The organism is Microbacterium sp. Leaf203 (assembly GCF_001421275.1).
Lineage (GTDB): Bacteria > Actinomycetota > Actinomycetes > Actinomycetales > Microbacteriaceae > Microbacterium > Microbacterium testaceum_A.
The window spans coordinates 922560-946008 of sequence record NZ_LMKF01000022.1; the positions used below are offsets into that span (position 1 = coordinate 922560).

General features: G+C 71.0%; 21 protein-coding genes, 1 tRNA gene and 1 pseudogene. 15 read left to right on the plus strand and 8 right to left on the minus strand.

Annotation, left to right across the window (positions count from 1 at the left end; genetic code table 11):
• The first annotated feature begins 9 nt into the window (after positions 1-9).
• From ASE56_RS05465 to ASE56_RS05490, 6 genes are all read left to right on the plus strand, one after another.
• On the plus strand, positions 10-1365 hold the full coding sequence (locus tag ASE56_RS05465) for a glutamine synthetase family protein (protein WP_056226014.1): 1356 nt from the start codon (positions 10-12) through the stop codon (positions 1363-1365).
• A complete protein-coding gene (locus ASE56_RS05470; RefSeq protein WP_056226016.1) occupies positions 1346-2137 on the plus strand; it encodes a gamma-glutamyl-gamma-aminobutyrate hydrolase family protein in 792 nt (263 codons plus the stop codon). Before ASE56_RS05465 ends, ASE56_RS05470 begins: the two co-directional genes overlap by 20 nt.
• On the plus strand, positions 2134-3489 hold the full coding sequence (locus ASE56_RS05475; RefSeq protein ID WP_056226019.1) for an aldehyde dehydrogenase: 1356 nt from the start codon (positions 2134-2136) through the stop codon (positions 3487-3489). Before ASE56_RS05470 ends, ASE56_RS05475 begins: the two co-directional genes overlap by 4 nt.
• 137 nt (positions 3490-3626) lie before the next feature.
• Positions 3627-4406, plus strand: coding sequence for a 3-oxoacyl-ACP reductase (locus ASE56_RS05480; RefSeq protein ID WP_056226022.1), 780 nt, complete (start codon positions 3627-3629; stop codon positions 4404-4406).
• Between the two features lie 25 nt (positions 4407-4431).
• Positions 4432-5148 (plus strand): FadR/GntR family transcriptional regulator, encoded by a 717-nt coding sequence (locus tag ASE56_RS05485; protein WP_056226024.1) that lies wholly within the window; start codon positions 4432-4434, stop codon positions 5146-5148.
• Between the two features lie 159 nt (positions 5149-5307).
• A complete protein-coding gene (locus ASE56_RS05490) occupies positions 5308-5718 on the plus strand; it encodes a hypothetical protein (RefSeq protein WP_056226026.1) in 411 nt (136 codons plus the stop codon).
• Between the two features lie 278 nt (positions 5719-5996).
• On the opposite strand, the gene radA is transcribed toward ASE56_RS05490, so the two are convergent.
• From radA to ASE56_RS05505, 3 genes are all read right to left on the minus strand, one after another.
• A complete protein-coding gene (gene radA, locus ASE56_RS05495) occupies positions 5997-7364 on the minus strand; it encodes a DNA repair protein RadA (RefSeq protein ID WP_056226029.1) in 1368 nt (455 codons plus the stop codon).
• Between the two features lie 56 nt (positions 7365-7420).
• Positions 7421-7967, minus strand: a 547-nt coding sequence (locus tag ASE56_RS18030; protein WP_369110951.1) for a DUF4304 domain-containing protein, incomplete at its 5' end; no start/stop codon positions are given.
• 29 nt (positions 7968-7996) lie between these two features.
• Complete coding sequence (locus ASE56_RS05505) at positions 7997-8950, minus strand: L-lactate dehydrogenase (protein WP_056226035.1); 954 nt, start codon at positions 8948-8950, stop codon at positions 7997-7999.
• A 127-nt stretch (positions 8951-9077) separates the two neighbouring features.
• Between ASE56_RS05505 and ASE56_RS05510 the strand changes: the two genes are divergently transcribed.
• The 4 genes from ASE56_RS05510 to ASE56_RS05525 all read left to right on the plus strand — a co-directional run bounded on the left by ASE56_RS05510 (position 9078) and on the right by ASE56_RS05525 (position 11837).
• Positions 9078-9167: transfer RNA gene (locus ASE56_RS05510), tRNA-Ser, on the plus strand.
• A gap of 89 nt (positions 9168-9256) precedes the next feature.
• Positions 9257-9733, plus strand: a complete 477-nt coding sequence (locus ASE56_RS05515; RefSeq protein WP_056226037.1) for an SRPBCC family protein — start codon at positions 9257-9259, stop codon at positions 9731-9733.
• A gap of 232 nt (positions 9734-9965) precedes the next feature.
• Positions 9966-10511 (plus strand): hypothetical protein, encoded by a 546-nt coding sequence (locus tag ASE56_RS05520; RefSeq protein ID WP_056226039.1) that lies wholly within the window; start codon positions 9966-9968, stop codon positions 10509-10511.
• A gap of 45 nt (positions 10512-10556) precedes the next feature.
• Positions 10557-11837, plus strand: a complete 1281-nt coding sequence (locus tag ASE56_RS05525; RefSeq protein WP_056226042.1) for an MFS transporter — start codon at positions 10557-10559, stop codon at positions 11835-11837.
• Positions 11838-11849: 12 nt separating this feature from the next.
• Here the strand turns inward: ASE56_RS05525 and ASE56_RS05530 are convergent, their stop codons facing one another.
• The gene (locus ASE56_RS05530) at positions 11850-12446 is read right to left on the minus strand and encodes an ATP-binding cassette domain-containing protein (RefSeq protein ID WP_235556933.1); all 597 of its coding nucleotides are present in this window, start codon (positions 12444-12446) and stop codon (positions 11850-11852) included.
• A 370-nt stretch (positions 12447-12816) separates the two neighbouring features.
• On the opposite strand from ASE56_RS05530, the gene ASE56_RS05535 reads away from it, so the two are divergent.
• Entirely contained in the window at positions 12817-13485 is a 669-nt protein-coding gene (locus ASE56_RS05535) for a TetR/AcrR family transcriptional regulator (protein ID WP_056226045.1), read from the plus strand.
• 19 nt (positions 13486-13504) lie between these two features.
• Here ASE56_RS05535 and ASE56_RS05540 read toward each other — a convergent pair whose 3' ends face one another.
• The 3 genes and pseudogenes from ASE56_RS05540 to ASE56_RS05550 form a co-directional block, all read right to left on the minus strand.
• Positions 13505-14533, minus strand: coding sequence for an agmatine/peptidylarginine deiminase (locus ASE56_RS05540; protein WP_056226049.1), 1029 nt, complete (start codon positions 14531-14533; stop codon positions 13505-13507).
• Positions 14534-14560: 27 nt separating this feature from the next.
• Entirely contained in the window at positions 14561-17434 is a 2874-nt protein-coding gene (locus tag ASE56_RS05545) for an aminotransferase (RefSeq protein WP_056226051.1), read from the minus strand.
• Between the two features lie 359 nt (positions 17435-17793).
• Positions 17794-19467 (minus strand): annotated as a pseudogene (locus ASE56_RS05550) (amidase); the annotation flags it as partial.
• Between the two features lie 54 nt (positions 19468-19521).
• On the opposite strand from ASE56_RS05550, the gene ASE56_RS05555 reads away from it, so the two are divergent.
• From ASE56_RS05555 to ASE56_RS05570, 4 genes are all read left to right on the plus strand, one after another.
• On the plus strand, positions 19522-20178 hold the full coding sequence (locus tag ASE56_RS05555; protein WP_082450326.1) for a TetR/AcrR family transcriptional regulator: 657 nt from the start codon (positions 19522-19524) through the stop codon (positions 20176-20178).
• Positions 20179-20282: 104 nt separating this feature from the next.
• On the plus strand, positions 20283-21053 hold the full coding sequence (locus tag ASE56_RS05560) for an SDR family NAD(P)-dependent oxidoreductase (protein ID WP_056226053.1): 771 nt from the start codon (positions 20283-20285) through the stop codon (positions 21051-21053).
• Positions 21054-21152: 99 nt separating this feature from the next.
• On the plus strand, positions 21153-21833 hold the full coding sequence (locus ASE56_RS05565) for a phosphatase PAP2 family protein (protein ID WP_056226056.1): 681 nt from the start codon (positions 21153-21155) through the stop codon (positions 21831-21833).
• Positions 21834-21849: 16 nt separating this feature from the next.
• Positions 21850-22665 carry a DUF1206 domain-containing protein gene (locus ASE56_RS05570; RefSeq protein ID WP_056226060.1) on the plus strand — a complete coding sequence of 272 codons (816 nt, stop codon included), beginning with the start codon at positions 21850-21852 and terminating at the stop codon, positions 22663-22665.
• 7 nt (positions 22666-22672) lie between these two features.
• On the opposite strand, the gene ASE56_RS05575 is transcribed toward ASE56_RS05570, so the two are convergent.
• A complete protein-coding gene (locus ASE56_RS05575; protein ID WP_056226062.1) occupies positions 22673-23302 on the minus strand; it encodes a TetR/AcrR family transcriptional regulator in 630 nt (209 codons plus the stop codon).
• Positions 23303-23449 lie beyond the last annotated feature (147 nt).

Consider the following 23449-nt stretch of genomic DNA (forward strand, 5'->3'; position numbering starts at 1 on the left):
AGGGAGACCATGGCGGGCAATCTCAGCAGCGAAGAATTGGATGCCGCGATCGAGGCGGGCGAGATCGACACCGTCGTCGTGGCCTTCCCCGACGCTCAGGGTCGACTCGTCGGCAAGCGCGTGGCCGCGCGATTCTGGCGCGACGAGGTACGGGGCCACGGCGCGGAGGCCTGCAACTACCTGCTCTCGGTCGACGTCGACCTCAACACCGTCGACGGGTACGCCATGTCGAGCTGGGAGAAGGGCTACGGCGACATGCTGCTCGTCCCCGACCTCGACACGCTCCGCCGCATCCCCTGGCAGCCCGGGACGGCTCTCGTCTTCGCTGACCTCGCGTGGGAGGACCGCGCGCATGTCAGTCAGTCGCCCCGCGGCATCCTGAACGCCCAGCGTGCCCGCCTGGCGGAGCGCGGCCTCACCGCCTACGCCGGGACGGAACTCGAGTTCATCGTCTTCGACGACTCGTTCCGCGACGCCTGGGCGAAGGAATACACGAATCTCACGCCCTCGACCGACTACAACGTCGACTACAACCTGCTCGCCACCACCCGGCTCGAGCCGCTGCTGCGCGACATCCGCCTCGGCATGGACGGAGCGGGCATGTACTGCGAGGGCGTGAAGGGCGAGTGCAACTTCGGCCAGCAGGAGATCGCCTTCCGCTACGCCGAGGCCCTCGAGACCGCGGACAATCACACCCTGTACAAGAACGGTGCCAAGGAGATCGCCGACCGGCACGGCAAGTCGCTGACGTTCATGGCGAAGTTCAACGAGCGCGAGGGCAACAGCTGCCACATCCACCTCTCCGTTCGCGGCGACGGCGGAGCGGCGGTCATGGCGGGTGACGGCGAGCACGGGTTCAGCCCGCTCATGGGGCACTGGATCGCCGGCATCCTGTCGACTCTGCGCGAGTTCACGCTGCTCTACGCCCCCACGATCAACTCGTACAAGCGCTACGCGAAGGGCTCGTTCGCCCCGACGGGGGTGGCCTGGGGCGTCGACAACCGCACGTGCGCCCTGCGCGTGGTCGGTCATGGTTCGTCACTGCGCGTCGAGAACCGCGTGCCCGGGGGAGACGTGAACCCCTACCTCGCGATCTCGGCCATCATCGCGGGCGGCCTGCACGGCATCGAGAACGAGCTCGAGCTGCCGGCGCCCCTCACCGGCAACGCCTACGCGGCCGGGGTCGACACTCTGCCGACGACGCTGCGCGAGGCCGCGCGCCTCTTCTCGGAGTCGACGGTCGCCCGCGCCGCCTTCGGCGACGAGGTCGTGGAGCACTACCTGAACCAGGCGCGCATCGAGGTCGAGGCCTACGACGCCGCCGTGACCGATTGGGAGCGGGTGCGTGGTTTCGAGCGCCTCTGATCCGAGACGGACCCCCGTCGTGGGGCTCACCACCTACCTCGAGCGCGCGAAGCAGGGCGTGTGGGACGTGCGCGCCTCGTTCCTCCCACAGCAGTACTTCGACGCTGTGACCGCCTCGGGCGCCACCGCGGTGCTGCTGCCGCCGCAGCCACGGCCCGAGCAGGCGGCCGCCGCGGTGCTCGACGGGCTCGACGGGCTCATCCTCACCGGCGGCCTCGACGTGCAGCCCGAGCTGTACGGTGCCGAACGCCACCCGCTGACCGACCCCGCTCGCGCCGACCGCGACGCGTGGGAGATCGCGCTGCTGGCGGGGGCGCGGGAGCGCGGCATCCCGGTCTTCGGGATCTGCCGGGGGCTACAGCTGATCAACGTCGCGATGGGCGGCACGCTGCACCAGCACCTGCCCGAGGCGCTCGGCACCGAGAAGTATCGCATCGGCGGCGGCGTCTTCGCCGAGAACGTCGTGGAAGTGGATGCCGACACCCGGCTCGCCGGGCTTGTCGGGGCCGGGGCGCTCACCGTCCACAGCTACCACCACCAGGGCGTCGACCGGGTCGCCGACGGCCTGCACGTCACCGCGCGCACCGACGACGGGCTCGTGCAGGCCGTCGAGGTGGACGGCGACGACTACCTGGTCGCCGTGCAGTGGCATCCGGAAGAGAACGCCGAGGACCGGCGGCTCTTCCTCGGACTCGTCGCCGCGGCGGCGCGATACCGGGCGTCCCGGCCCGGCGTCCCTGAATCCCCCGAGCACCACGGAGTTCCCGCATGAGCACCTTCACCGTCATCGACCCCTCGACCGGATCGCCGATCACGACCCTCGAGCGCGCCGAGATCGACCACGTGGACGCGGCGGTCGCGAGCGCCGTCCGCGCGCAGCGCGCGTGGGCGGCCCTGGCTCCCGTCGCGCGAGCCGACGCGCTGCGCGCCTTCGCCCGGGTGGTCGAGGCGCACGTCGACGAGCTCGCCGCGCTCGAGGTGAAGAACTCCGGGCACCCGATCGGCTCTGCCCGGTGGGAGGCCCAGCACGTCGCCCAGGTGCTCAACTACTACGCCGGTGCGCCCGAGCGTCTGATCGGGTCGCAGATCCCGGTGGCCGGCGGACTCGATGTGACCTCCCACGAGCCCTACGGCGTGGTCGGGATCATCGTGCCGTGGAACTTCCCCATGACGATCGCCGCGTGGGGCTTCGCCCCCGCGCTCGCCGCGGGCAACGCCGTGGTGCTCAAACCCGCAGAACTGACGCCGCTGACGGCGATCCGCCTCGGCGAGCTCGCGCTCGAGGCGGGGCTCCCGGAGGGGCTCTTCACCGTCGTCGTCGGCTCGGGATCGGTCGTGGGTCAGCGCTTCGTCTCGCACCCCGACGTGCACAAGGTCGTCTTCACCGGGTCGACCGAGGTGGGCACCGAGGTGGCCGCCGGGTGCGCGCGCATGCTGAAACCCGTGACCCTCGAGCTCGGTGGCAAGAGCGCCAACATCGTCTTCGCCGACGCCGACCTCGAGAAGGCCGCCGCGGGCGTCCCCGGTTCGGTGTTCGACAACGCCGGTCAGGACTGCTGCGCGCGCAGCCGCCTCCTTGTGGAGCGTCGCGTCTTCGACCGTTTCCTCGAGATGCTCGAACCGGCGGTCGCGGCCTGGAAGGTCGGCGACCCGACGAACGAGGACACCCAGATGGGGCCCCTGATCTCGGCATCCCACCGCTCCTCCGTCCAGGGATTCCTCGACGGGGCCGACGTGGCCTTCCGCGGGTCGGCTCCCGAGGGCGACGGATTCTGGTTCGCCCCCGCCGTCGTCCTCGCCCAGCCGGGCGACCGGATCGCCCGCGACGAGGTGTTCGGCCCCGTCCTGGCGGTCATGCCGTTCGACGATGAAGCGGATGCCATCCGCCTCGCGAACGACACCGCGTACGGCCTCGCGGGCTCGATCTGGACCGAGAACCTGGGTCGCGGCATCCGTGTCTCGCGTGGTGTGCGCAGCGGGGTGCTGTCGGTGAACTCGCACTCGTCGGTGCGGTACTCCACCCCGTTCGGCGGCATGAAGGCCTCGGGTCTCGGCCGCGAACTGGGACCGGATGCCGCCGAGCACTTCACCGAGACGAAGAACGTCTTCTACGCGACCGAGTGACCGCGCCTCTCCCGACTGCCCGCCGCCCGACCCCCTCGTCCCACTTATGACGGTCCTTGTCCCACTTATGGCTCCCCGAGAGGCTCTGAACCAGCCATAAGTGGGACGAGGTTCGGCTCGAAAGGAACCACCGCACCATGACCATCGACCTCACCCAGCGCCTGCGCGACCGCGTCGCCATCGTCACCGGAGGAGCCAGCGGCATCGGGCTCGCCACCGCCCGCCGCTTCGCCGCCGAAGGCGCCCGCGTCGTGATCGCCGACCTCGACGAGACCACCGGTACGGCGGCCGCCGCCGAGGTGGGCGGTGTCTTCCGTCGGGTGAACGTCGCCGACGAGGACTCCGTGAACGCCCTCTTCGACGGCGTCGCCGCCGACCTCGGCAGTGTCGACATCGCCTTCAACAACGCCGGCATCTCGCCCGCGGACGACGACTCGATCGAGACCACCGAGCTCCCCGCGTGGGACAAGGTGCAGGACGTCAACCTGAAGAGCGTCTACCTCTGCTCGCGCGCGGCGCTGCGGCACATGGTGCCGGCCGGTCGCGGGTCGATCATCAACACCGCCTCGTTCGTCGCGCTGCTCGGCTCGGCGACCTCGCAGATCTCGTACACCGCATCGAAGGGCGGCGTGCTCGCGATGACCCGCGAGCTCGGCGTGCAGTTCGCGCGACAGGGCATCCGCGTCAACGCGCTGTGCCCGGGACCCGTCAACACCCCGCTCCTGCAGGAGCTCTTCGCGAAAGACCCCGAGCGCGCGCAGCGCCGCCTCGTGCACGTGCCGATGGGCCGGTTCGCGGAGCCGGAAGAGATGGCCGCGGCCGTGGCCTTCTTGGCATCCGACGATGCGTCCTTCATCACCGCGACGGCCTTCGTGGTCGACGGGGGCATCACCAACGCGTACGTCACGCCCCTGTGAACCGGTGACGTGACAGGCTGAGAGGGTGACAGACGCGCCGCTCGACGACCTGCGCCGGGCCGTGTACCGTCCCGTGCGCACCGGCAACGCGCTCGAAGACACCACCGCGCGCATCGTGCAGACCGTTCGGCTCGGGCTCGTCGCCCCGGGGGAGTCGCTGCCCGCGGAACGCGAACTCGCCGCCCTGTACGGCGTGAGCCGCGACACCGTGCGCGAGGCTCTGCGGGAATTGTCGGATGCCGGATGGCTCGAGACCCGGCGCGGTCGCTACGGCGGCACATTCGTCGTCGACCCGGTGCCGCGGCCGTCGGAACCGGCGGTCGTCTCACCCGCCGAACTGTCGGACGTCATCGCCCTGCGCGGCGTCCTCGAACCCGGAGCGGCGTGGGCTGCGGCGGGACGCTCCCTGTCGGCCGAGGAGCGCGACGTGCTCTGGGCGCGGCACGAAGCGGCCGCGCTCGCCGAGGGGGAGGACTACCGCCGACTCGACACCCTGCTGCACCTCACGATCGCGGAGTTCGCCGGCATCCCCTCGCTCGTTCCGCTCGTGGCCGACAACCGCGCGCGGGTGAACGCCTGGCTCGACACCTTTCCGCTGCTGCCGCGCAACATCGAACACTCGACCTCGCAGCATGCGGCGATCGTGTCGGCGATCCTCGCCGGAAGACCGGATGCCGCCCACGCGGCGATGCGCGACCACCTCGCCGGATCCGAGGCGTTGCTGCGGGGGTTCCTGGCGTAGGGGGTCGCGTGGGGCCGCGCGGACCAGGGGTCTTGGCGCCGCGCTGGCTGCGTTCGGGGCGGGTCCTGCGCTGTGGGGCGAGGATCGTGCGCCCCGAACGGCGAGATCCGCCCGAACCGTCGATGCGGCCCCGGCGCCCCGCGCGATTAGGCTCGGAGGATGGCCGCAGGCAAGAAGCGCAAGGGGAAGAAGCTCGACGTGGACTTCAGGAACACCGCGCTCGTCGACGCCCTGCAGACGCAGGACATGGCCGCGATCGCTTTCGCCCTGCGGCACGGGCCGACGGTCGTGCCGCTGATGACCCCCGGCGACGCCGACAACCCGCTCAGCGTCGGCGAGGTGTGGACCTACCGCGACCCGAATACCGGCCAGCTGGCGCTGTTGCTCTTCAGCGACGCGGCGCACAAGCCCGAGACGCTGCCGCCGCACGTGGCCCTGCAGTCACCGCAGTGGCTGCGCACGTTCCTCGGAACGCATCAGGATGCCATCACCACCGTGTTCATCGACATCGCGGGACCGCACCCAATCCAGGCTTCGCCCGTCGACCTGATCGCTGCCCTCGACGCCTGAACAGCGGGCCGGTTCAAGAGCGGGCGCTGCGAACTCGCGCGCGAGGGCGGCGCGTGTAAGACTCGGAGCCATGGAGTACCTGATCGCCGGTGCCGTGTGCGCCGCCGGACTTGTCATCCCCGCCGTGCTGGGAATGACCTCCCCGCACCGCCGTCGCCGGTCGGCGCCTCCCGGTCGCTGACCGGGCAGGGCGAGTCGCCCCGCCGGCCCCGTCCGTCCGCGCCCGCGTGAACCCGTTGATGAATCCCTGAGGTTCGTCTCCCTCGCCGGTCGCGCCGTTAGAACCCCGGTTCGCTGTCGTCGCGCGGCATGCCGCGCACCTGCAGCTCGTTGAGCGCCTGCGCGAGTTTGCGCGACGAGGAGTCGAGCACCGTGTGGTACCCGAGGCGCTTGGCCTCGGACGCGCGCTGGGCGGCCTGCGTGACGTTACGGATCTCGCCCGTGAGGGTGAGTTCGCCGATGGCGGCGAGACGCTTCGAGACCTTGCGGTTCTTCACCGCGTTGGCGACGGCGATCGCGATCGCCAAGTCGGCGGCGGGTTCGACCAACCGCACCCCGCCGACGGTGGAGACGTAGACGTCGCGGTCGGAGAGCGTGAGCCCCATGCGGCTCTCGAGCACCGCGAGCACCATCGCGACGCGCGAGGAATCGACGCCGTTGACGATGCGCCGCGGGTTAGGAGCCGTCTGGCGCACGGCCAGGGCTTGAATTTCCACGGGCAGAGCGCGCCGGCCCTCCATCGCGATGGTGACGCACGTGCCGGGTTCGGGTTCGCCGTGACCGAGGAACAGCGCGCTCGGATCGGCGACCTCGGCGATGCCGGTGCCGGTCATGTCGAAGCACCCGACCTCGTCCGTCGGTCCGAAGCGGTTCTTGAGCGCACGCACGAAGCGCAGCGACGTCTGGCGGTCGCCCTCGAAGTGGCAGACGACGTCGACGAGGTGTTCGAGGATGCGGGGACCTGCGATCGAACCGTCTTTGGTCACGTGGCCGACCAGGATGATCGGCAGTCCGCGCTCCTTCGCGACACGGATGAGGGCGGATGCCACCTCCCGCACCTGCGCGGGCTGGCCCGCCGCTCCATCGCTGTGGGCCGAGGAGATCGTCTGCACCGAGTCGACGATCAGCAGGCCGGGCTCGACCTGGTCGACGTGGCCGAGGATCGTGGCCAGGTCGGTCTCGGAGGCCAGGAACAACTCGTCGTGGAGCGCGCCCGTGCGCTCGGCGCGCAGGCGCACCTGGGCGGCGGACTCTTCGCCGCTCGCGTAGAGCACGCGTCGACCAGCGTGCGCGCTCTTCGCCGCGACCTCGAGCAGCAGCGTCGACTTGCCGACGCCGGGCTCGCCGCTGAGCAGGATCGCCGCCCCGGGGACGATGCCCCCGCCCAGCACACGGTCGAACTCTCCCACTCCGCTCGTGCGACGCGGGGCGTCTTGCGTGTCGATCTCGGTGATGCGCCGCGCCGCTCGCGCGGCACCCGGCGCCACCGGGACGATCGAGCGCACGATCCCCGTCTGCTCGGCGGCCTCCACGACCGTGCCCCAGGACTGGCACTCGCCGCAGCGGCCGACCCACTTCAGCGTCGTCCATCCGCACTCGGTGCACCGGTACGGAGCAGGGGCGGTAGCGGGACGTCGGGATGCCATGTGCCCAGGCTACGCGGGGCCTCCGACATCGATCCGTCGGGGCACGGCATCCGGGATCAGGGGAGAGGGGTGCCGAACTTCAGGGCTGCCTCTTCGAACCGTGCGGCGAGGCGGGGCCACCGGTCCTCGGCGCCGAAGCGGTCGCGGGCCGCCACGAACTGTGCGCGGGCGTCGTCGGTGCGACCGGTCGCACAGAACCAGGCGAAGAGGTCGTCATCGAGGACGTACCCGTTGTCGAGAAGAGTGCGCGCGAGAGATGGCGCGTCGGTGATCGCGTCGAGGTGCGCCACCACCTGCTCGATCGCCGCCGGGAGCGCGGTGCCGAGGGCATCGGCATCCCGCTCCACGTCGACACGATCGCTCGGCCAGTCGCTGATGGCCTCGAACCGTGTCGAGTACTGCGCTGTCGCGCGGGTGAGATCGTCGGGGACGGAGCGTCCGATCGCGCGGTCGAGCTCCGCCACGTATGCCGACGCGTTGACGTAGAACCGCACGCCGGTGGCGGTGTTGCCGTGGCTGCGCTGCACGTCGACCGTGTGTGCGACACCGTCGCCGACGCGCGTCCAGACGTATCTCTTCTTGCGGAACCCGTGTCGCTTGAGCNGCTCATACGCCGATGCTACCGACGCGGATCAGCCGCGCAGCGAGTCGGCGACGGTCGTCAGCGCGTCGGCGGAGCGGCGCAGAAGCGCCAGCTCCGGGTCGGAGAACGGGGTGCCCGTCAGGGGGACGGCGCCCTTCGCGCTGACGATCGAGGGGACCGACAGGGCCATGCCGCTGATGCCGTGGAAGTCCTCGAGGACGGTGCTGACCGGGAGGATCGCGTGCTCGTCGCGCAGGATCGCCTCGACGATGCGGGCACTCGACAGGCCGATCGCGTAATTGGTCGCGCCCTTGCCCTTGATGACCTTGTACGCGGCGTCGCGGACGTCGACGGCGATGGCATCGAGCTGTTCGCGGTCGAAGCGCGTGCCGCCGGGGAGCTCGAACTCGGTGATCGGCACGGAGCCGATCGTCGCGGTCGACCACAGTGGGAACTCCGTGTCGCCGTGCTCGCCGACGATCCACGCGTGCACGCTCGAGGTGGCGACCCCCGCGCGCTGGGCGAGCTTCCAGCGCAGACGCGAGGTGTCGAGGACCGTGCCGGAGGCGAAGATGCGGCGGCTGGGCAGCCCCGTCGCCTCTTGCGCGAGGACCGTGAGAACGTCGCAGGGATTCGTGACGATCACGTAGATCGCGTTCGGGGCGACCTCGAGGAGCTTCGGCATCATGTCGCGGATGATCGCGGCGTTGGTGGCGGCCAGCTCGGTGCGCGTCTGGCCGGGATTCTGCTTTGCGCCCGCGGTGATCACGACCACGTGCGAGCCCTCGGCGACCGCGACGTCGCTGCCGCCGGTGATGTCGCTCGACCCGGTGAACTGGGTCCCGTGCGCGAGGTCGAGCACCTCGGCCTCGACCTTCTCGGCGGCGATGTCGTAGAGCGCGACGTGTCGCGCGGACCCGCGGATGAGAGCGGCGTACGCGACACTCGCGCCCACGCTGCCTGCTCCCACGACCGTCAGTTTCGAGTTCTCGATCACGCTCATGGCTCGATCCTGGCAGTGGGCGAGGGCGGCAACCAGTGGGGTCGTTCGACGGTGGATGAACGGATGCCGGGGCCCGGCGCGAGGCGCCGATTCGCGGCATCCGCAAGTCTGTCGTAAGCTATTCGGCGGTGACGTGTCCGAGCGGCCGAAGGTGCAACACTCGAAATGTTGTGTAGGTTCACCCCTACCGTGGGTTCAAATCCCACCGTCACCGCCACCACGAAGGCCCCGAATCCTCACGGATTCGGGGCCTTCGTCTTGTCTCCTCGCGATGCGTCGAGCGCGTCGCTCTGACACGATGACTTCATGCCCGTCATCGAGTCCCGCTGCGTCGTCCCGGTCGACGTGAGCGTCGCGTTCGCCGTGTCGCAGACCACCGGCGAGACCCGCAAGCGATGGGATCCGTTCATCCGGCGCCAGTACTTCGTCGATGGTGCGACCGCTCCGGCGAAGGGTGTGCGGACCTACACCGTGCAGCGTTTCGGCTTCCGGATGGAGAGTGAGTACGTCTCCTACAACCCGCCGTCGAACGTCGGCATGAAGATGACGAAGGGGTCCTGGTTCTTCGAGCGTCTCGCCGGCGGGTGGAAGTTCACCCCCGTCGCCGACGACCCCGGCAGCACTCTCGCCGTCTGGCGGTACAACTTCGCCTGCCGCCCCCGCTGGCTGGCACCGCTCGCCGAACGGATCGGCGCCGTCGTCCTGCAGTACGACATGGATCGGCGCATCCGCGGCTTCGCGAAAGGATGCTCCGACCCGCTCGTGCTCGCCGCCGTGCGCTGAGCAGGGCTAGTAGCGAGCCGGGACACGGGGCTCGGTCGCCGCGTCGATACCTGCGCGAAGGCGCCCGCCCCGCCGCACCGACGACCCCACCTCGGAACAAGCGCATCGGCTCGTTACGGAGCTGCTCCAGTGACCCGATAGTAGGGCTGGACTCTTCCGGGCTTGCACGAGGTGCGCGCGTGAAGACGCTGACCCGCGACGTCCACGCCCTCGTTCCGATCGGAGCCGCCGCATGACCGCCCCCACCACCCGTGAGCACCGGACGTACCCGGTGCTGACCCTTCCCGTGTTCGATCTGCGGACGGGGGATGTCGTGGTCGGCACCGACTCCGAGATCATCGGGATCGAGGCGGAGAACCCGTGGACCCGTCGTCTCACTGAGCGGCATCCGGACGGGCAGATCACCCACTTCACGTACGACTGCGCGGACGAGCTCGCGGTCCATCGCCGACCCGCGCCCGTTCCTGTCGTTCCCGCGGCGGCGGCGGAGGCAGGCTCCAACACCGGGCGTCTCGCCGGGATCCGCTGCCCGCGATGCGCGCACGAGCGGGCGTTCGTCATTCAAGTCACGTTGAACGTCGTCATGCTCGACGACGGCGTGGATTCGGCCGCAGCGGGGCAACCGTCGGCGGAGCACTTCCCCGCGCGCGTCATCGACCCGCGGAGCGGATTCTCGAACGGCGACCCCATCCAGTGCCACGAAGGCCGGGGCGGCTGCGGCCACCGCGGGACGGTCGACGAGTTCCGCATCCACACGGGCACTGACGCCGCGGGGTGACCCTGCCGTCGGGCGGTCCGCCGCCGGCCTGGATACGCTCGACGCATGGACGAGGACTCGCCGTCGTCGGCGCCGCCGCGCGAGGTCCTCCGCCACCCGGCGTTCGCCTTCTTCTGGACCGCGACCACGCTGCGTGCCTTCGGTTCCACGATCGCCGGGGTCGCCTTCCAGGTTCTGATCGTGACGGTGATCGGCGCGACGCCCGGGCAGGTCGGCATCCTGAATGCCCTCAGCGTCGTTCCGTACCTGTTCCTCGGTTTGGTCGTCGGCGCGTGGATGGATCGCTGGCGACGACAACGGGCTCTGGTGGTGACCACGATCGGCCGGGCGGTGGTGCTCGCGATCGTCCCCGTCCTTGTGGTGACGGGGGCGCTCGATTTCTGGTCGCTCGCGGCGGTCACCCTGGCGCTCGGGGTTCTCACCCTGTTCGGGGACTCCGCGGCGCAACCGCTCCTGCCGCGACTCGTGCCGCGGGCGTCGCTTCCCGCGGCCAACGCCCGACTCGGCCAGAGTCAGACCGTCGCCCAGACGGCGGGGCCCGCGATCGGCGGTGCGCTGCTCGCGATCGTGGGTGCGCCGATCCTGTTCGTGATCGACGCCGTCATCGCGGCCGTCGCCGCCCTTCTGCAGTCGCGCATCGTCGTGTCCGAGAAGAGGGCCGCGCCGCGAGCCGCCGGTCGACACGTCGGGCACGAGATCGCCCAGGGCATGCGCTACACCTACCGGCATCCGACGCTCCGGCCCCTCGCCCTGTCGATCCACGTGTGGTTCCTCGGCAACAGCATCGTGGCGACGGCGTTCGTCGTCTTCGCGCTGCGAGAACTCGCCCTGCCGCCCTGGGCCTACGGGGTGGCCCTCGCGCTCGGGGGAGTGGGCGGTTTCGTGGGAGCGGTCATCGCCCCGCGCCTCGGCGCCCGCCTCGGGGCGGGACGCGCGATCCTGCTGGGCCGCGTTCTGGTCGTGCTGCCCTGGGCCGCCCTCGCACTCGTGCCGCTCGGCCCCGACAGCGGTATCGGGGTCACCCTCGGCGTCGTCGCCGCCGCCCAGTTCGTATACGGACTGGCGATGGGGATCGAGGACACCAACGACATCTCCTACCGTCAGTCCGTCGCACCCGATGGCATCCAGGGGCGGATGAACTCCACCATCCGCACCGTGAACCGCACGGTGTTCTTCGTCGGAGCGCTCCTGGCGGGGCTGTTGATGACCGTGATCGGTCTGCCCGCGACGCTCGGCGCGGGCGCCGGGTTCTTCGTCCTCGCAGCCCTCGTCATCGCCTTCTCGCCGTTGCGGGGTGCGCGGCACGGAGGGGTGACGAAGAACTGAGGGCCCCGAGCCTCACCCGAACAATCGCCGGCGTCCCCGGACCGGCACCGTCCGCACCGCCGCGGTGACGACCGGGGCGGTGACATCGAACGCCGCTCCGCCGGGCACCGACTCGAGCAGCCGCCGCGTGTACGCCTCGCGCGGATCGGCGAACACCTCGGCGATCGCCCCCTGCTCGACGATGCGCCCGTGCAACAGTACGACCACCTCGTCGCACAGCTCCTCCACCACGGCGAGGTTGTGCGAGATGAAGAGCATCGTCAGGTTCCGCTCGCGCTGCAGTCTCTCGAGCAGCTGCAGGATCTCGGCCTGCGTCGACACGTCGAGGGCCGAGGTGATCTCGTCGGCGACGATGACGTCGGGGTCCACGACCAGAGCCCGCGCGATCGCGATGCGCTGGCGCTGACCACCCGAGAACTCGTGCGGGTAGCGGTCGACGGCATCCTCTCCCAGAGCGACGGATGCCAGGGCTTCGACGATCCGCGCATGGTGGCGCCGCTGGCGTGCGCCGACGGGATCGATCGCCTCGGCGAGGGTCTGCCCGATCGTGCGTCGCGGGTCGAGGGACGAGAACGGGTCCTGCGGGATGTACTGCACGCGACGCCTCACCGCCGCGACGCTCGCGCGCGGGGCCGAGGCGGGCGACGACGGTGAAGCAGGGGCGGAGCGATGGAGCGGGATTCATCAGGGCCTCCGAGGCGGGTGGGCGGCGCTTCATTGCGCGTGTCCTGAGTATCCTCATAGTGGATGCTGTAGTCAACAGCATTCACTAACTCGTGAAATCCGCCGACGACGGCGGTAACACCGGGCTCGCCGGCGCCGCCCGCCGCTCCTCGAACGTCGCCGGCGGTCGGCGTCGATCGGTAGGCTCGTTCCCGTGGTGTCGCTTGCTTGACTCCATAGTGATTGAGATGATCATGACCATTCACTAACCCCGGTCGGGCCGATCGACGCTCGCCGGGGTGAGATCGGGGGCGTCATGACCGAAGAGGCGAGGACCCGGCGCAAGCGCGGATCGCTCAGTCGCGTGGAGATCGTCGAGGCGGCCCTTCGACTGATGGACGGCGAGGGCGAGTCGGCGCTCACGTTCTCGCGGCTGGGGGCTGAGCTCAAGTCGTCCCCGACGGCGGTCTATCGGCACTTCGCCAGCCGCGACGAACTGCTCGAAGCCCTGGCCGACCATCTCGACGGCATCTCGCTCGAGGGCTACGAACCCACCGACGAATGGCGCGCCGACCTCGAGGATCTCGCGTGGCGCGCCTGGCGCACCGCCGAGGCGCACCCCGCGGCCGCCGCCCTCACCCTGTTGACGGTGGCCAACAGCATCAACGGACTGCGGGCCGTCGAATGGACCCTGCGCGCGATGGCGGTTGCGGGTCTGCACGGACGCGAGGCGGTCGTGCAATACCAGGTGTACGCGCAGACCGTGCTCGGCGCCGCCTCGGCGTACGGCGCGCGCCTGGCCGCCGGCGCCACTCGGGAGGTGGCGGACGGGTGGATCCAGGTCTACGCCCCCACCGACCCCTCGCAGTATCCGCACGCCGAGGCGGCGAAAGCGGAGCTGGCGCTGGTGAACTACCGCGAGGTGTTCGCCAAGCAGCTCGAGATGTACCTCGACGCCCTGGCCACGGTCGCAGCCGCCGTCTGAACGACGAAGGCGCCCCGGCTCAGCCGAGGGCGGGCTGCTGCTGCGTGATGCAGTGGATGCCGCCGCCGCGGTCGAAGATCGGGCGCGAGTCGACCGTGACCACCCGGCGACCCGGGTAGGCATCGGCCACGACCTCTCGAGCGCGCGCGTCGGCGATCTCGTCGCCGAAGCCGCACAGCACGACACCGTCGTTGGTGACGAGGTGGTTGATGTAGCTCCAGTCGAGCCAGCCCTCGTCGTCGCGCAGCGCTGTCGGGGCGGGGATGCCGGTGATGCGCACCTCGCGGCCGCGGGCGGCGAACGCGTCCGAGAGCTCGCGACGCACCAGACGTGACACCTCGAAGTCGGGGTGGGTGGCATCCGTCTGCTCGTGGATGAGGACGTGCTCGGGCGAGGCGAACGTGGCCACGATGTCGACGTGCCCGTTGGTACCGAGATCGTCGTAGTCGCGGGTCAGGCCGCGGGAGAGCCAGATGGCATCCGTCGCTCCGATCGTGCGGGCCATCTCGGCCTCGACGCGGGCGCGGTCGGCGAAGGGGTTGCGGCGGGGGTCGAGCTGCACGGTCTCGGTGAGCAGCACCGTGCCGGTGCCGTCGACGTGCAGACCGCCGCCCTCGGCGACGAGCAGCGAATCGATGCGCTCGGCGCCCAGGTGTTCGGCGACGATGCGGGCGATCCCCGCCGACTTCTGCCACTCGGCCCAGTCGGGGGCGCCCCAGCCGTTGAAGATCCAGTCGACCGCACCGAGGATGCCCGGGCGGTCGGGGTCGACGACGAAGGTGGGGCCCATGTCGCGCATCCAGAACTCGTCGAGAGGGGCCTCGACGATCTCGATCTCGGAAGAGAGCATGCGGCGAGCGCGGGTCATCTCGGTGGGGTCGACGACCATCGTGACCGGCTCGAACTCCCGCACGGCGTGCGCGACGTCGGTCCAGGCCTGGTAGCCCTGTTCGCGGAACTCCGCGCCCTCGCCGAGGGTGATGCCCTCGCGTGGGAACGCCATCCACGTGCGCTCGTGCGGGGCGGATTCAGCGGGCATGCGCCACATGGCGTGCTCCTTCTCGGGTCGGTCGGGTCAGTAGCCGGTGGTGAGGACGCGGTCGAGCGCGTCGACGAAGACGTCGACCGAGGCCCGCGTGACCACCAGGGGCGGTTTGATCTTGAGGACGTTCTGGAAATCGCCGGTGGGCTGCATGATCACGCCGAGCTCGAGCAGGCGGTCGCAGATCGCCGCGGTCTCGGCGGTCGCCGGTTCGAGGGTCTCGCGGTCGCGGACGAACTCCACCCCGAGGTACAGCCCCGAGCCGTGCACGGTGCCGATGAGGTCGTGCTTCTCGCCGAGCTCTTCGAGACGCCGCTTGAGGTGGCCGCCGACGATCCGCGCGTTCTCTTGCAAGCCCTCCTGTTCGATCACGTCGAGCACGGCCATGCCGATCGCCGACGACACGGGCGACCCGCCGGTGGAGGAGAAGAAGTACCCCTGCGTGCGGTAGCGGTCGGCGATCTCGCGCCGCGTGATCACCGCGCCGAGCGGGTGACCGCCGCCGATGGACTTGGCGACCGCGACGATGTCGGGCACGGCTTCCTGCTGCTGGAAGCCCCAGAACCACTCGCCGAGGCGGCCGTAGCCGACCTGCACCTCGTCGGCGATCGCGAGCCCGCCGTGGCGGCGGATCGCGGCGTACACCTCGGTCAGGTAGCCGTCCGGCAGAGCGACCCCGCCCGCGTTGCCGAAGTAGGTCTCGGCGATCATCCCCGCCGGAGGGCGACCGGATGCCGCGAGCTCGTCGATGACCGCGACGGCTTCGGGCGCGTACTTCCCGGCATCCGCCCCCCGGTGCTTCCCCCGATAGGAGTTCGCCGCGTCGACGGTGTGCACCCAGTCGGGACGCGTCTCGAGGGCGAAGGGGTTGTCGGCGATCGAGGTGGAGACGGCATCGCTCGCGTAGGTCCATCCGTGGTACGCCTCGCGCATCGCGACGATGTCGGGGCGACCGGTCGCCGCCATCGCGAGGCGGATCGCGAGGTCGGTGGCCTCGGAGCCGGAGTTGACGAAGAACACGGTGTCGAAGCCGTCGGGGAGCGTCGCCGCGATCCGGTCGGCGAAGTCGGCGATCGCGCGGTAGTGGAAGCGCGAGTTCGTGTTCAGCAGGTGCATCTGGCGGGAGCCGGCCTCGACCACTCGGGGGTGCGCGTGGCCGACCGAGGCGACGTTGTTGACCATGTCGAGGTAGACCCGGCCGTTCACGTCGATCAGGTGTTCGCGCCACCCGCGCTCGATGCGGGGAGGGGCCGCGTAGTAGTGCTCCTGCACCTCGGCGAGCACCTCGTGGCGACGCTCGAGCACGTCGTCGGTCTCGGTCGTGGGGGAGGGCAGGCCGAGAGCGGCGCCGGGATCGCCGGCGACCTCCCGCCAGGCGTCGGCGAGGGCTCGGGTGGTCCGCGACGGCGGGACGAGTCCGTCGAGCGAGCGGCGCATCGACAGACGGGTGCGCGCCGGAAGGGTTCCGGATGCCGCGTCGGCGGGCACTCCGCCGATCGTCAGGGTCCCGGCATCCGTCGTCACGATCTGCGACCCGTGCTCGTCGCGCTCGCTCCGATCGAGGGTGGCCGGTCGGGCGAGCCACACCAGCACGTCGGGCGGCACGGTCTCGGGCGTCGAGGGAAGCGGGTCCGTCGTTCCGGTCAGGCGCGCGCGCCACGCGGGTACGGTCACGACGTCGGCGCCCGCGTCGAGGGCGGCGAGGGCCGCCTCGTCGAGGGTGGCGGCGTCGAGCCAGGCGCCCCCGTCGTTCAGCGGTGACTCCGTCGAGGCGTCGAGCTCGACGTGGCGGCCGAGCGACAGCACTGGGGTGCCGGTCCACGCGGGCTCTTCGGCGCGAGAACGCCCGAGCGCCGCCCGGGTCGCGGCGGTGATCACGGGGATCGGAACGGATGCCGCTTGCGCCAGGATCCGGAATTCGCGGTCGAGCGCGACGGTAGCGTATTCGTTCTCGTCGTCGAGGCGCACCTGCGCGCGTCCGCTGAGCACGAGCACCGCGCCGCGGAGGATGACGAGCGGCCAGAGCGCCGTGAGCTCGTCGTCGCTCAGGTCGCGGAGGCGGTCGAACGCAGCGATGGCGGGGAAGGCGCTCTCGGGGGTCGCGCCGTCGTGGTGCAGCACCGACGACACGGTCACGGCGATCTCGCCCACGCGCCACGACGCGCACACGTCGCCGAAGTCGATGACCGCGTCGGGCACCGTCTCGCCGGGGGCGCGCAGCACGTTGTCGTCGGTGACGTCGAAGTGTCCGGCCTGCACGGGCAGCGCGTCCTGCACGGGGGCGAGGGCCGCGCGGGCGGCGTCGGCGGCGCGCTGCACGACGTCTCGCACCTCGGCATCCGGTTCGAGGGGGAGCAGGGTGTCGATGACGCGCCCGGCGTGGCGAAGGTCCCATTGCAGCACCCGGCCGCTCGCGGGGTGGGTGAAGTCGGCGAGCGACAGGCTCACCGCCCCCGACAGGGCGCCCATCCCCTCGACGACGGCGGGGGAGAGGTAGCCCGAGCCCATGAGCGTGCGCCCGGCGATGTTCTCGATCACGCGCGCGTGGATGCGGCCCTGGCTCGACTCCCACCACGTCGACATCGCGCCGCGCGGCCCCTCGACGATGCGCGGGATGCGCACGTGGGGGCTCCGCTCGGCGACGAGAGCCGCCGCGGCATCCTGCATCTCGATCTCGGCCTCGCTGAAGACGGGGTTGCTGAGCTTGAGCACTCCGAGGGGCTCGGTGGAGCCCCGGGCGAAGACGCGGAAGTTCTGGTCCTGCTGGCTGCCGAGCGCCTGCACGTCGATCTCGACGCCGAACGTGTCGGCGAACAGACGCTGCACCTCGTCGTCGGAGAGCGTCGGGGTGGGCAGGTCGACCTGGCTGAAGTAGTCGAAGACGGGGGTCGGAGCGGTCTCGGTCACGGTGTGTTCCTCGGGTGATTCGGGTGTCACAGGGGAGAGTCGGATGCCGTGGCGACGGCGCCCGCGACGGCACCCGCGGCATCGCGCACGACGATGACGACCAGCGGGCCGTAGGGGGCGATCCACTCGCTCACGGGCTCGCCGGATGGCGCGGGGGCGACCTCGGCGGTGACCCGGCCGTTCTCGAGTCGCGCGGGAACGCGCACGCCGTCGACGAAGAGGGCGTGATCGACCGCGACGCCTCCGCTGACGGTGGCCGAGACGGTCACGCGCTCGCCGTCGCGCGAGACCTCGTCGACGGTGACCGACAGCTCGCCCTCGGCCGCGGGGCGGGGCTCGGCGAAGGCCGCCTCATCCGGCAGGGCGGGGGTGCGCGGAGGCGTCGTGCGGCGCTCGCCGAGGGCGGTGATCGCCTGGGCCAGCTGCACGAGGCGCGTGTCGCTGTAGGCGGGCCCCGCGAGCGTCAGGCCCACCGGCATCCCGGTGTCGGCCATCGTCCCCATCGGCACGGTCACGGTGGGGATGCCGAGGTGGCGGGGAACAAGGTTGCCGTTGGAGACCCACACGCCGTTGCGCCACGCGATGTCGGCCGAGGCCGGGTTCACGTCGGCGTCGGCGGGACCGACGTCGGACTGCGTGGGGAAGATCACGGCGTCGAGGCCCTCGGCATCCATCCACTCTTCGAAGTCGACGCGGCGCGTGTGCTCGAGACCGCGCAGGCCGTGCTCGAGGCTGGCGACGTCGCGCCAGTCGGGCTCCCCCTCCTGCGCGCGGGCGACGTACTCGCCGATGTCGTACGAGATGTCGTAGTGCCAGATGCCGTAGCGGTCGGGGAGCGCACCCGGCGGGTGCGGGAAGATCAGGGCCGCCTCGGCGTCGGCGAGGCGGGGCAGGTTCGCGTCGCCGTTGGTGCGCAGGAAGGTGTCCATCGCCCAGACCGCCAGGTCGCCGACCTCGTCGTCGAGGAAGGCACGCGTGACGAACCCGCGGTCGAGGAAGTCCTCGTCGCCCGCGTGCAGCTTCTCGTAGCGGTCGACCGCGGGGAAGTCCGTCTCGACGACCTCGGCGCCGGCGGCCTCGAGGTCGGCGCGCAGGTCGTTCCAGAGCGCGATCACGCTGTCGCGCGTGACGATGGGCGAGGCGTTGTCGGGGTCGCCGTTGACGTAGATGCGCGGTACGGCGAGGCGCAGCCCCGCGAGCGGCAGCGGCTCGAGCGCGGCGAACGATGCGGGACGCACCTCGGACGGGCGCGGGAGGTCGATGAACGGCTGCGTGCGCCAGAGGTCGCCCTCGGTCTCGGCGTCGTCGGCGACGACCGCGTCGAGTACGTGCTGCAGGTCGCCGACCGACCGCGTGTGGGGGACGACGACGTCCATCGTCGGGACGAGTGGCCAGTTGCCGCGTACCGAGATCACCCCGCGCGAGGGCGTGTAGGCCACGAGGGCGTTGTGCGAGGCGGGGGCGCGGCCCGACGACCACGTCTCTTCGCCGAGCCCGAACGCGCAGAAGCTCGCCGCGGTGGCGGTGCCCGATCCGTTGGACGAGCCCGAGCCGAAGGCGGATGCCAGGTAGTCGCCGTTGTAGGGGGACTCGGCCCGGCCGTACACCCCGCGCTGCATGCCGCCGGCCGCCATGGGCGGCATGTTGGTGAGCCCCAGGAATACGGCGCCCGCTGCGCGCAGGCGCTCGACGGCGAAGGCGTCGTCGCCGGCGATCAGGTGGCGGAAGGCCGGAGACCCGGATGCCACGGGCAGGCCCTCGACGCGGTAGCTGTCCTTTGCGGTGAAGGGGATGCCGTCGAGGGGGCCGAGCGTGCGCCCCTGTGCGCGACGCAGGTCGGAGGCGCGGGCCGCGGCGAACGCGCGGGGGTCGAGCACGGGCACGCTGTTGAGCCGGATGCCGGCGCGGTCGTACGCCGCGATGCGGTTGAGGTAGCGGGCCACGAGCTCGACGCTGGTGAGCTCGCCGGCTTCGAGTGCTGCACGCAGGCGGTCGATGTCGGCGTCGACGACGGTGAGGGCCTCGGTGGTCATGACGGTAAACATACACCGTTTGTTTTAGGTGTGCGAGAGTGAGTTCGTGAGACCGTGGACCCACGGCTCGCACCGAAGGGGGAGGCCGTCATCGCCAGACCGCATACGCCACTGCTGAGCCGTGACCTCATCGCGCGGACGGCCCTCGCGCTCGTCGACCGACACGGCCCCGACGGCGCCAGCGTCCGCCGTGTCGCCGCGCGCCTCGGTGTCAATCCCGCCTCGCTGTACAACCACGTCCCCAACCGTGCGGCCATGGTCGAAGACGTCCGCGCGCTCGTCTCGGCGCACATCGACTCGAAGCCGCTGCGGGAACTTCCCTGGGAGGAGGCGCTGCGGGCCTGGGGTCGTTCGTATCGGCGGGCCTTCGCGCGGCACGCGCGCGTGGTGCCCCTGCTGATGACGGAACGCGCGTCCGCGCCCGTGCTCCTTTCGCAGTACGAGGACTTCGCGGCCGCGGCAGAGGCCGCCGGCTGGGCGCCGCGAGACGTGATCCCGCTGCTGACCGCCTTCGAGTCGTTCATCCTCGGCAGCGTCCTCGACATGTCGGGTCCCTCCGTCGTCTTCGACCCCACGGGGCAGGAGGAGGCGTTCCCGCGCTTCTCCGCCGCCTTCGCGACCCTGGCCGACGAAGACCCCGACGACCCCGTGGCCACCCGGGCCTTCGAGCGGGGGCTCGACATGCTCATCGCCTCGGCGCGGCCCCACTGAGCCGCACGCGAGATAGTGAACCGCATTCACTATATTCGTGAAAAGATGTCGCGAGGCCGCCCTCTCGTCGGACCGCCTCGCCCTCACCCGGAGGCAGAAGCGCCATGCCCGAACCGACAGACATCGCCATCGTGACCGGGGCCGGAAGCGCCGAGGGGATCGGCGCGGCGACCGCGCTCGCCCTCGGGCGCGTCGGCATGCGGGTGATCGTGACGTCCACCACCGACCGCATCCAGGAGCGCGTGGCCGAGCTGCGCGGCGCCGGGGTCGACGCCCGCGGCGCCGCGGCCGACCTGACGGATCCGCGCGGAGTGGAGGTGGTCCTCGATGCGGCGCGTCAGGCGTTCGGCGAACCGACCGTCCTCGTCAACAACGCCGGCATGACCTCGGTGTCGACGGCCGATTCGCCGGCTGCGATCGACGACATCACCCTCGACCAGTGGGCCATGTCCCTGGACCGCAACCTCACCACGGCTCTGCGCATGACCCGGGCGGTCGTGCCCGGCATGCGGGCCGCCGGATACGGTCGCGTGGTCAACGTTGCATCCATCTCGGGTCCCGTCATGGCCTACACCGGCGATGTCGCCTACCACGCGGCCAAAGCCGGCATGCTCGGGCTGACCCGTGGCGCGGCCGTCGATGTCGCGGCGGCGGGCATCACCGTCAACGCGGTGGCGCCCGGATGGATCGCGACGTCGTCGTCGAGCGCGCACGAGATCGCGATGGGAGCCGCCACTCCGGTCGGCCGATCGGGAACCCCGACCGAAGTCGCCGCGGCCGTGGCGTTCCTCGCGAGCCGCGAGGCGTCGTACATCACGGGCCAGCTGCTCGTCGTCGACGGGGCGAACTCCATCAACGAGGAACGCGGGGCCTGACGGGCGAACCCGTCGACGGGTCGGGGCGTCCAGCGGAGTGCTCTCGGCCCGGTCGGCAATGGCTACCGTTCGAGTGTCCCGACCTGACACGATTCCCGAATGGATGCCACCACCGACCAACCAGCGATCCTGCCCGATCGACCGAGGGTCGACGCGCGTCGCCCCGTCGCCCTGATCGTGGGCCTGGTCGCGACGGTGCTGTTCGTGGCGCTGCGCGTGGCCGTGGACCTCGACGGCGGCGCTCCGTTGGCCTTCGACCAGTGGTGGGACGACGCGATGGCCGCGCTGGCGAACCCCGTGGCGGTGATCGTCGCGTGGATCCCGGCCACCGTCGGCGGCACGATCGGCATGATCGTGATCGGCATCTCGACCACGATCGTCTTCCTCCTGGTCAAGCGGCCGTGGGATGCCCTCAATGTCGCGGGGGCGATCGCGCTCGTCGTGCTCATCGGCGCTCCGCTGGCGTCCGTGATCGCCCGCGCCCGACCGTCCGATTCTCTCGCCGAGACCCAAGCGACCTCGTTCCCCTCGGGGCACACCGCCGTGGCGACCACCATCGCGATCACCCTGGCTCTCATCCTGCGCCGCGGGTGGGTCTGGGCGGCCGGTGCGGTGTGGGTGCTGCTGATGATGTGGAGTCGCACGTACCTCCACGCGCACTGGCTCTCCGATGTGACCGCGGGGTTCCTGGAGGGCGTGGCCGTGTCGACGTTGGTGTGGGCTCTCGTCGAAGTGTGGCGAGTGCGTCGCGCGCAACGGGTGGTCGACGCGGCCGCGTGAGCGCTATCGTGCCCGGATGACTTCCGCCTCCGCCTCCGCTTCCGCCGCCGCCGACAAAGCGCAGGACTCCACCGCGTTCCGCGTGGCGGCGCGCATCGGCTACGTGGTGCTGGGCCTGCTGCACCTGCTCATCGGGGTGATCGCGATCTCGATCGCGACCGGCAGCGGCGGTGAGAGCGCCGACCAGAGCGGGGCGCTGGGGCAGGTCGCGCAGGCTCCCGCGGGGATGCTGCTGCTGTGGGTCATCGTGATCGGCCTCGCCGCCCTCGCCGTCTGGCAGGTCGCCGAAGCCGTCGCCGAGCGCGACCCCGACGCCAAGAAGCGCTGGGCGCACCGCGCCAAGGACGTGGGGACCGCCGTCGCCTACGGCGCGATCGCCGTCACCGCTTTCACCGTCGTCTCGGGCGGCCGCTCCGACTCGGGGGAGCAGACGCGCACCCTGAGCGCCCAGCTGATGGCGACGCCCGCCGGAGTCGTGCTCCTCGTGATCATCGGCTTGGCGGTGGCCGTCATCGGTGTCGCCTTCGTCGTCCGCGGCGTCACCAAGGCGTTCATGAAGAACATCTCGAGCCCCGGCGGGACGGCGGGACGCGGCATCCGGACCTTCGGCATGGTGGGCTACATCGCCAAGGGCATCGCGGTGGGCGTCGCGGGGATCCTGTTCCTGGTCGCGGCGTTCGCGCACGACCCGAACGCGGCCGGCGGGCTCGACGCGGCGCTGCGCTCGCTGGCGGGGCTGCCCTTCGGTCAGATCGTGCTCTGGCTCGTGGGCGCCGGGCTCGTCGTGTACGGCCTGTTCTGCTTCGCTCGCGCGCGCTACGCGCGCATGTGAGTCGGGCTCACGCGGCAGGGCGGGGGCGCGCTCCCGCGATCAGCAGCGAGAGGCCGAGTTCGAATGCCCGCGTGGCGACCGGATCGGCCGGGTCGTGGTGCTCGAGAGTGGCGTAGGCCGCGGCGAAGCGCGGCACGTCCGCCTCCTGCCCGGTGGGATCGAACATCACCGACGGGCCGCTCATGTCGAGCACGCTGCCGAGGATGAACGATTCGAACGCCGTGAGCAGGGGCAGGATGTCGTCGCTCGTCCACCCCACACGCTCCGCGGCGATGGCGAAGTCCTCGTACTGCGACATCAGCAGCGGCGTCGACGAGCTGTGCGACATGAGCAGGGGGATCGTCTTCGGATGCCGGCGGAAGGCGTCGCGGTACGACCGGGCCCACAGCGCCAGCCCCTCCTCCCATTCGCGCTCCCGCAGGAACGACGAGTCGATGCGCGAGGAGACCAGCGCTCGCACGTCCTCGATGAGCGCGGCGAGGTTGGGGACGTGGTTGTAGAGCGAGGTCGGGTGCACCTTGAGGCGGTCGGCGACCCGGCGGATGCTCGCGCCGTCGGTCCCGTCGCGGTCGACGAGGGCGAGGGCGGCGCGGGCGATCGCCTCGCGCGAGAGCTTGGGCTGGGACGGCCGGGCCACGGCGGAGCCTTTCGGTCGGGTCTGCCCACGCTACGCGATGGTGCGTGTTTCGGGCGTGTAAGACCTCGGTGACGACCTGACGAAAGTCGTCCGGCCGATGACGGTGAAGCCGTAGCGTTCTTTAAACCTACGCTGTATGTTTCTCGC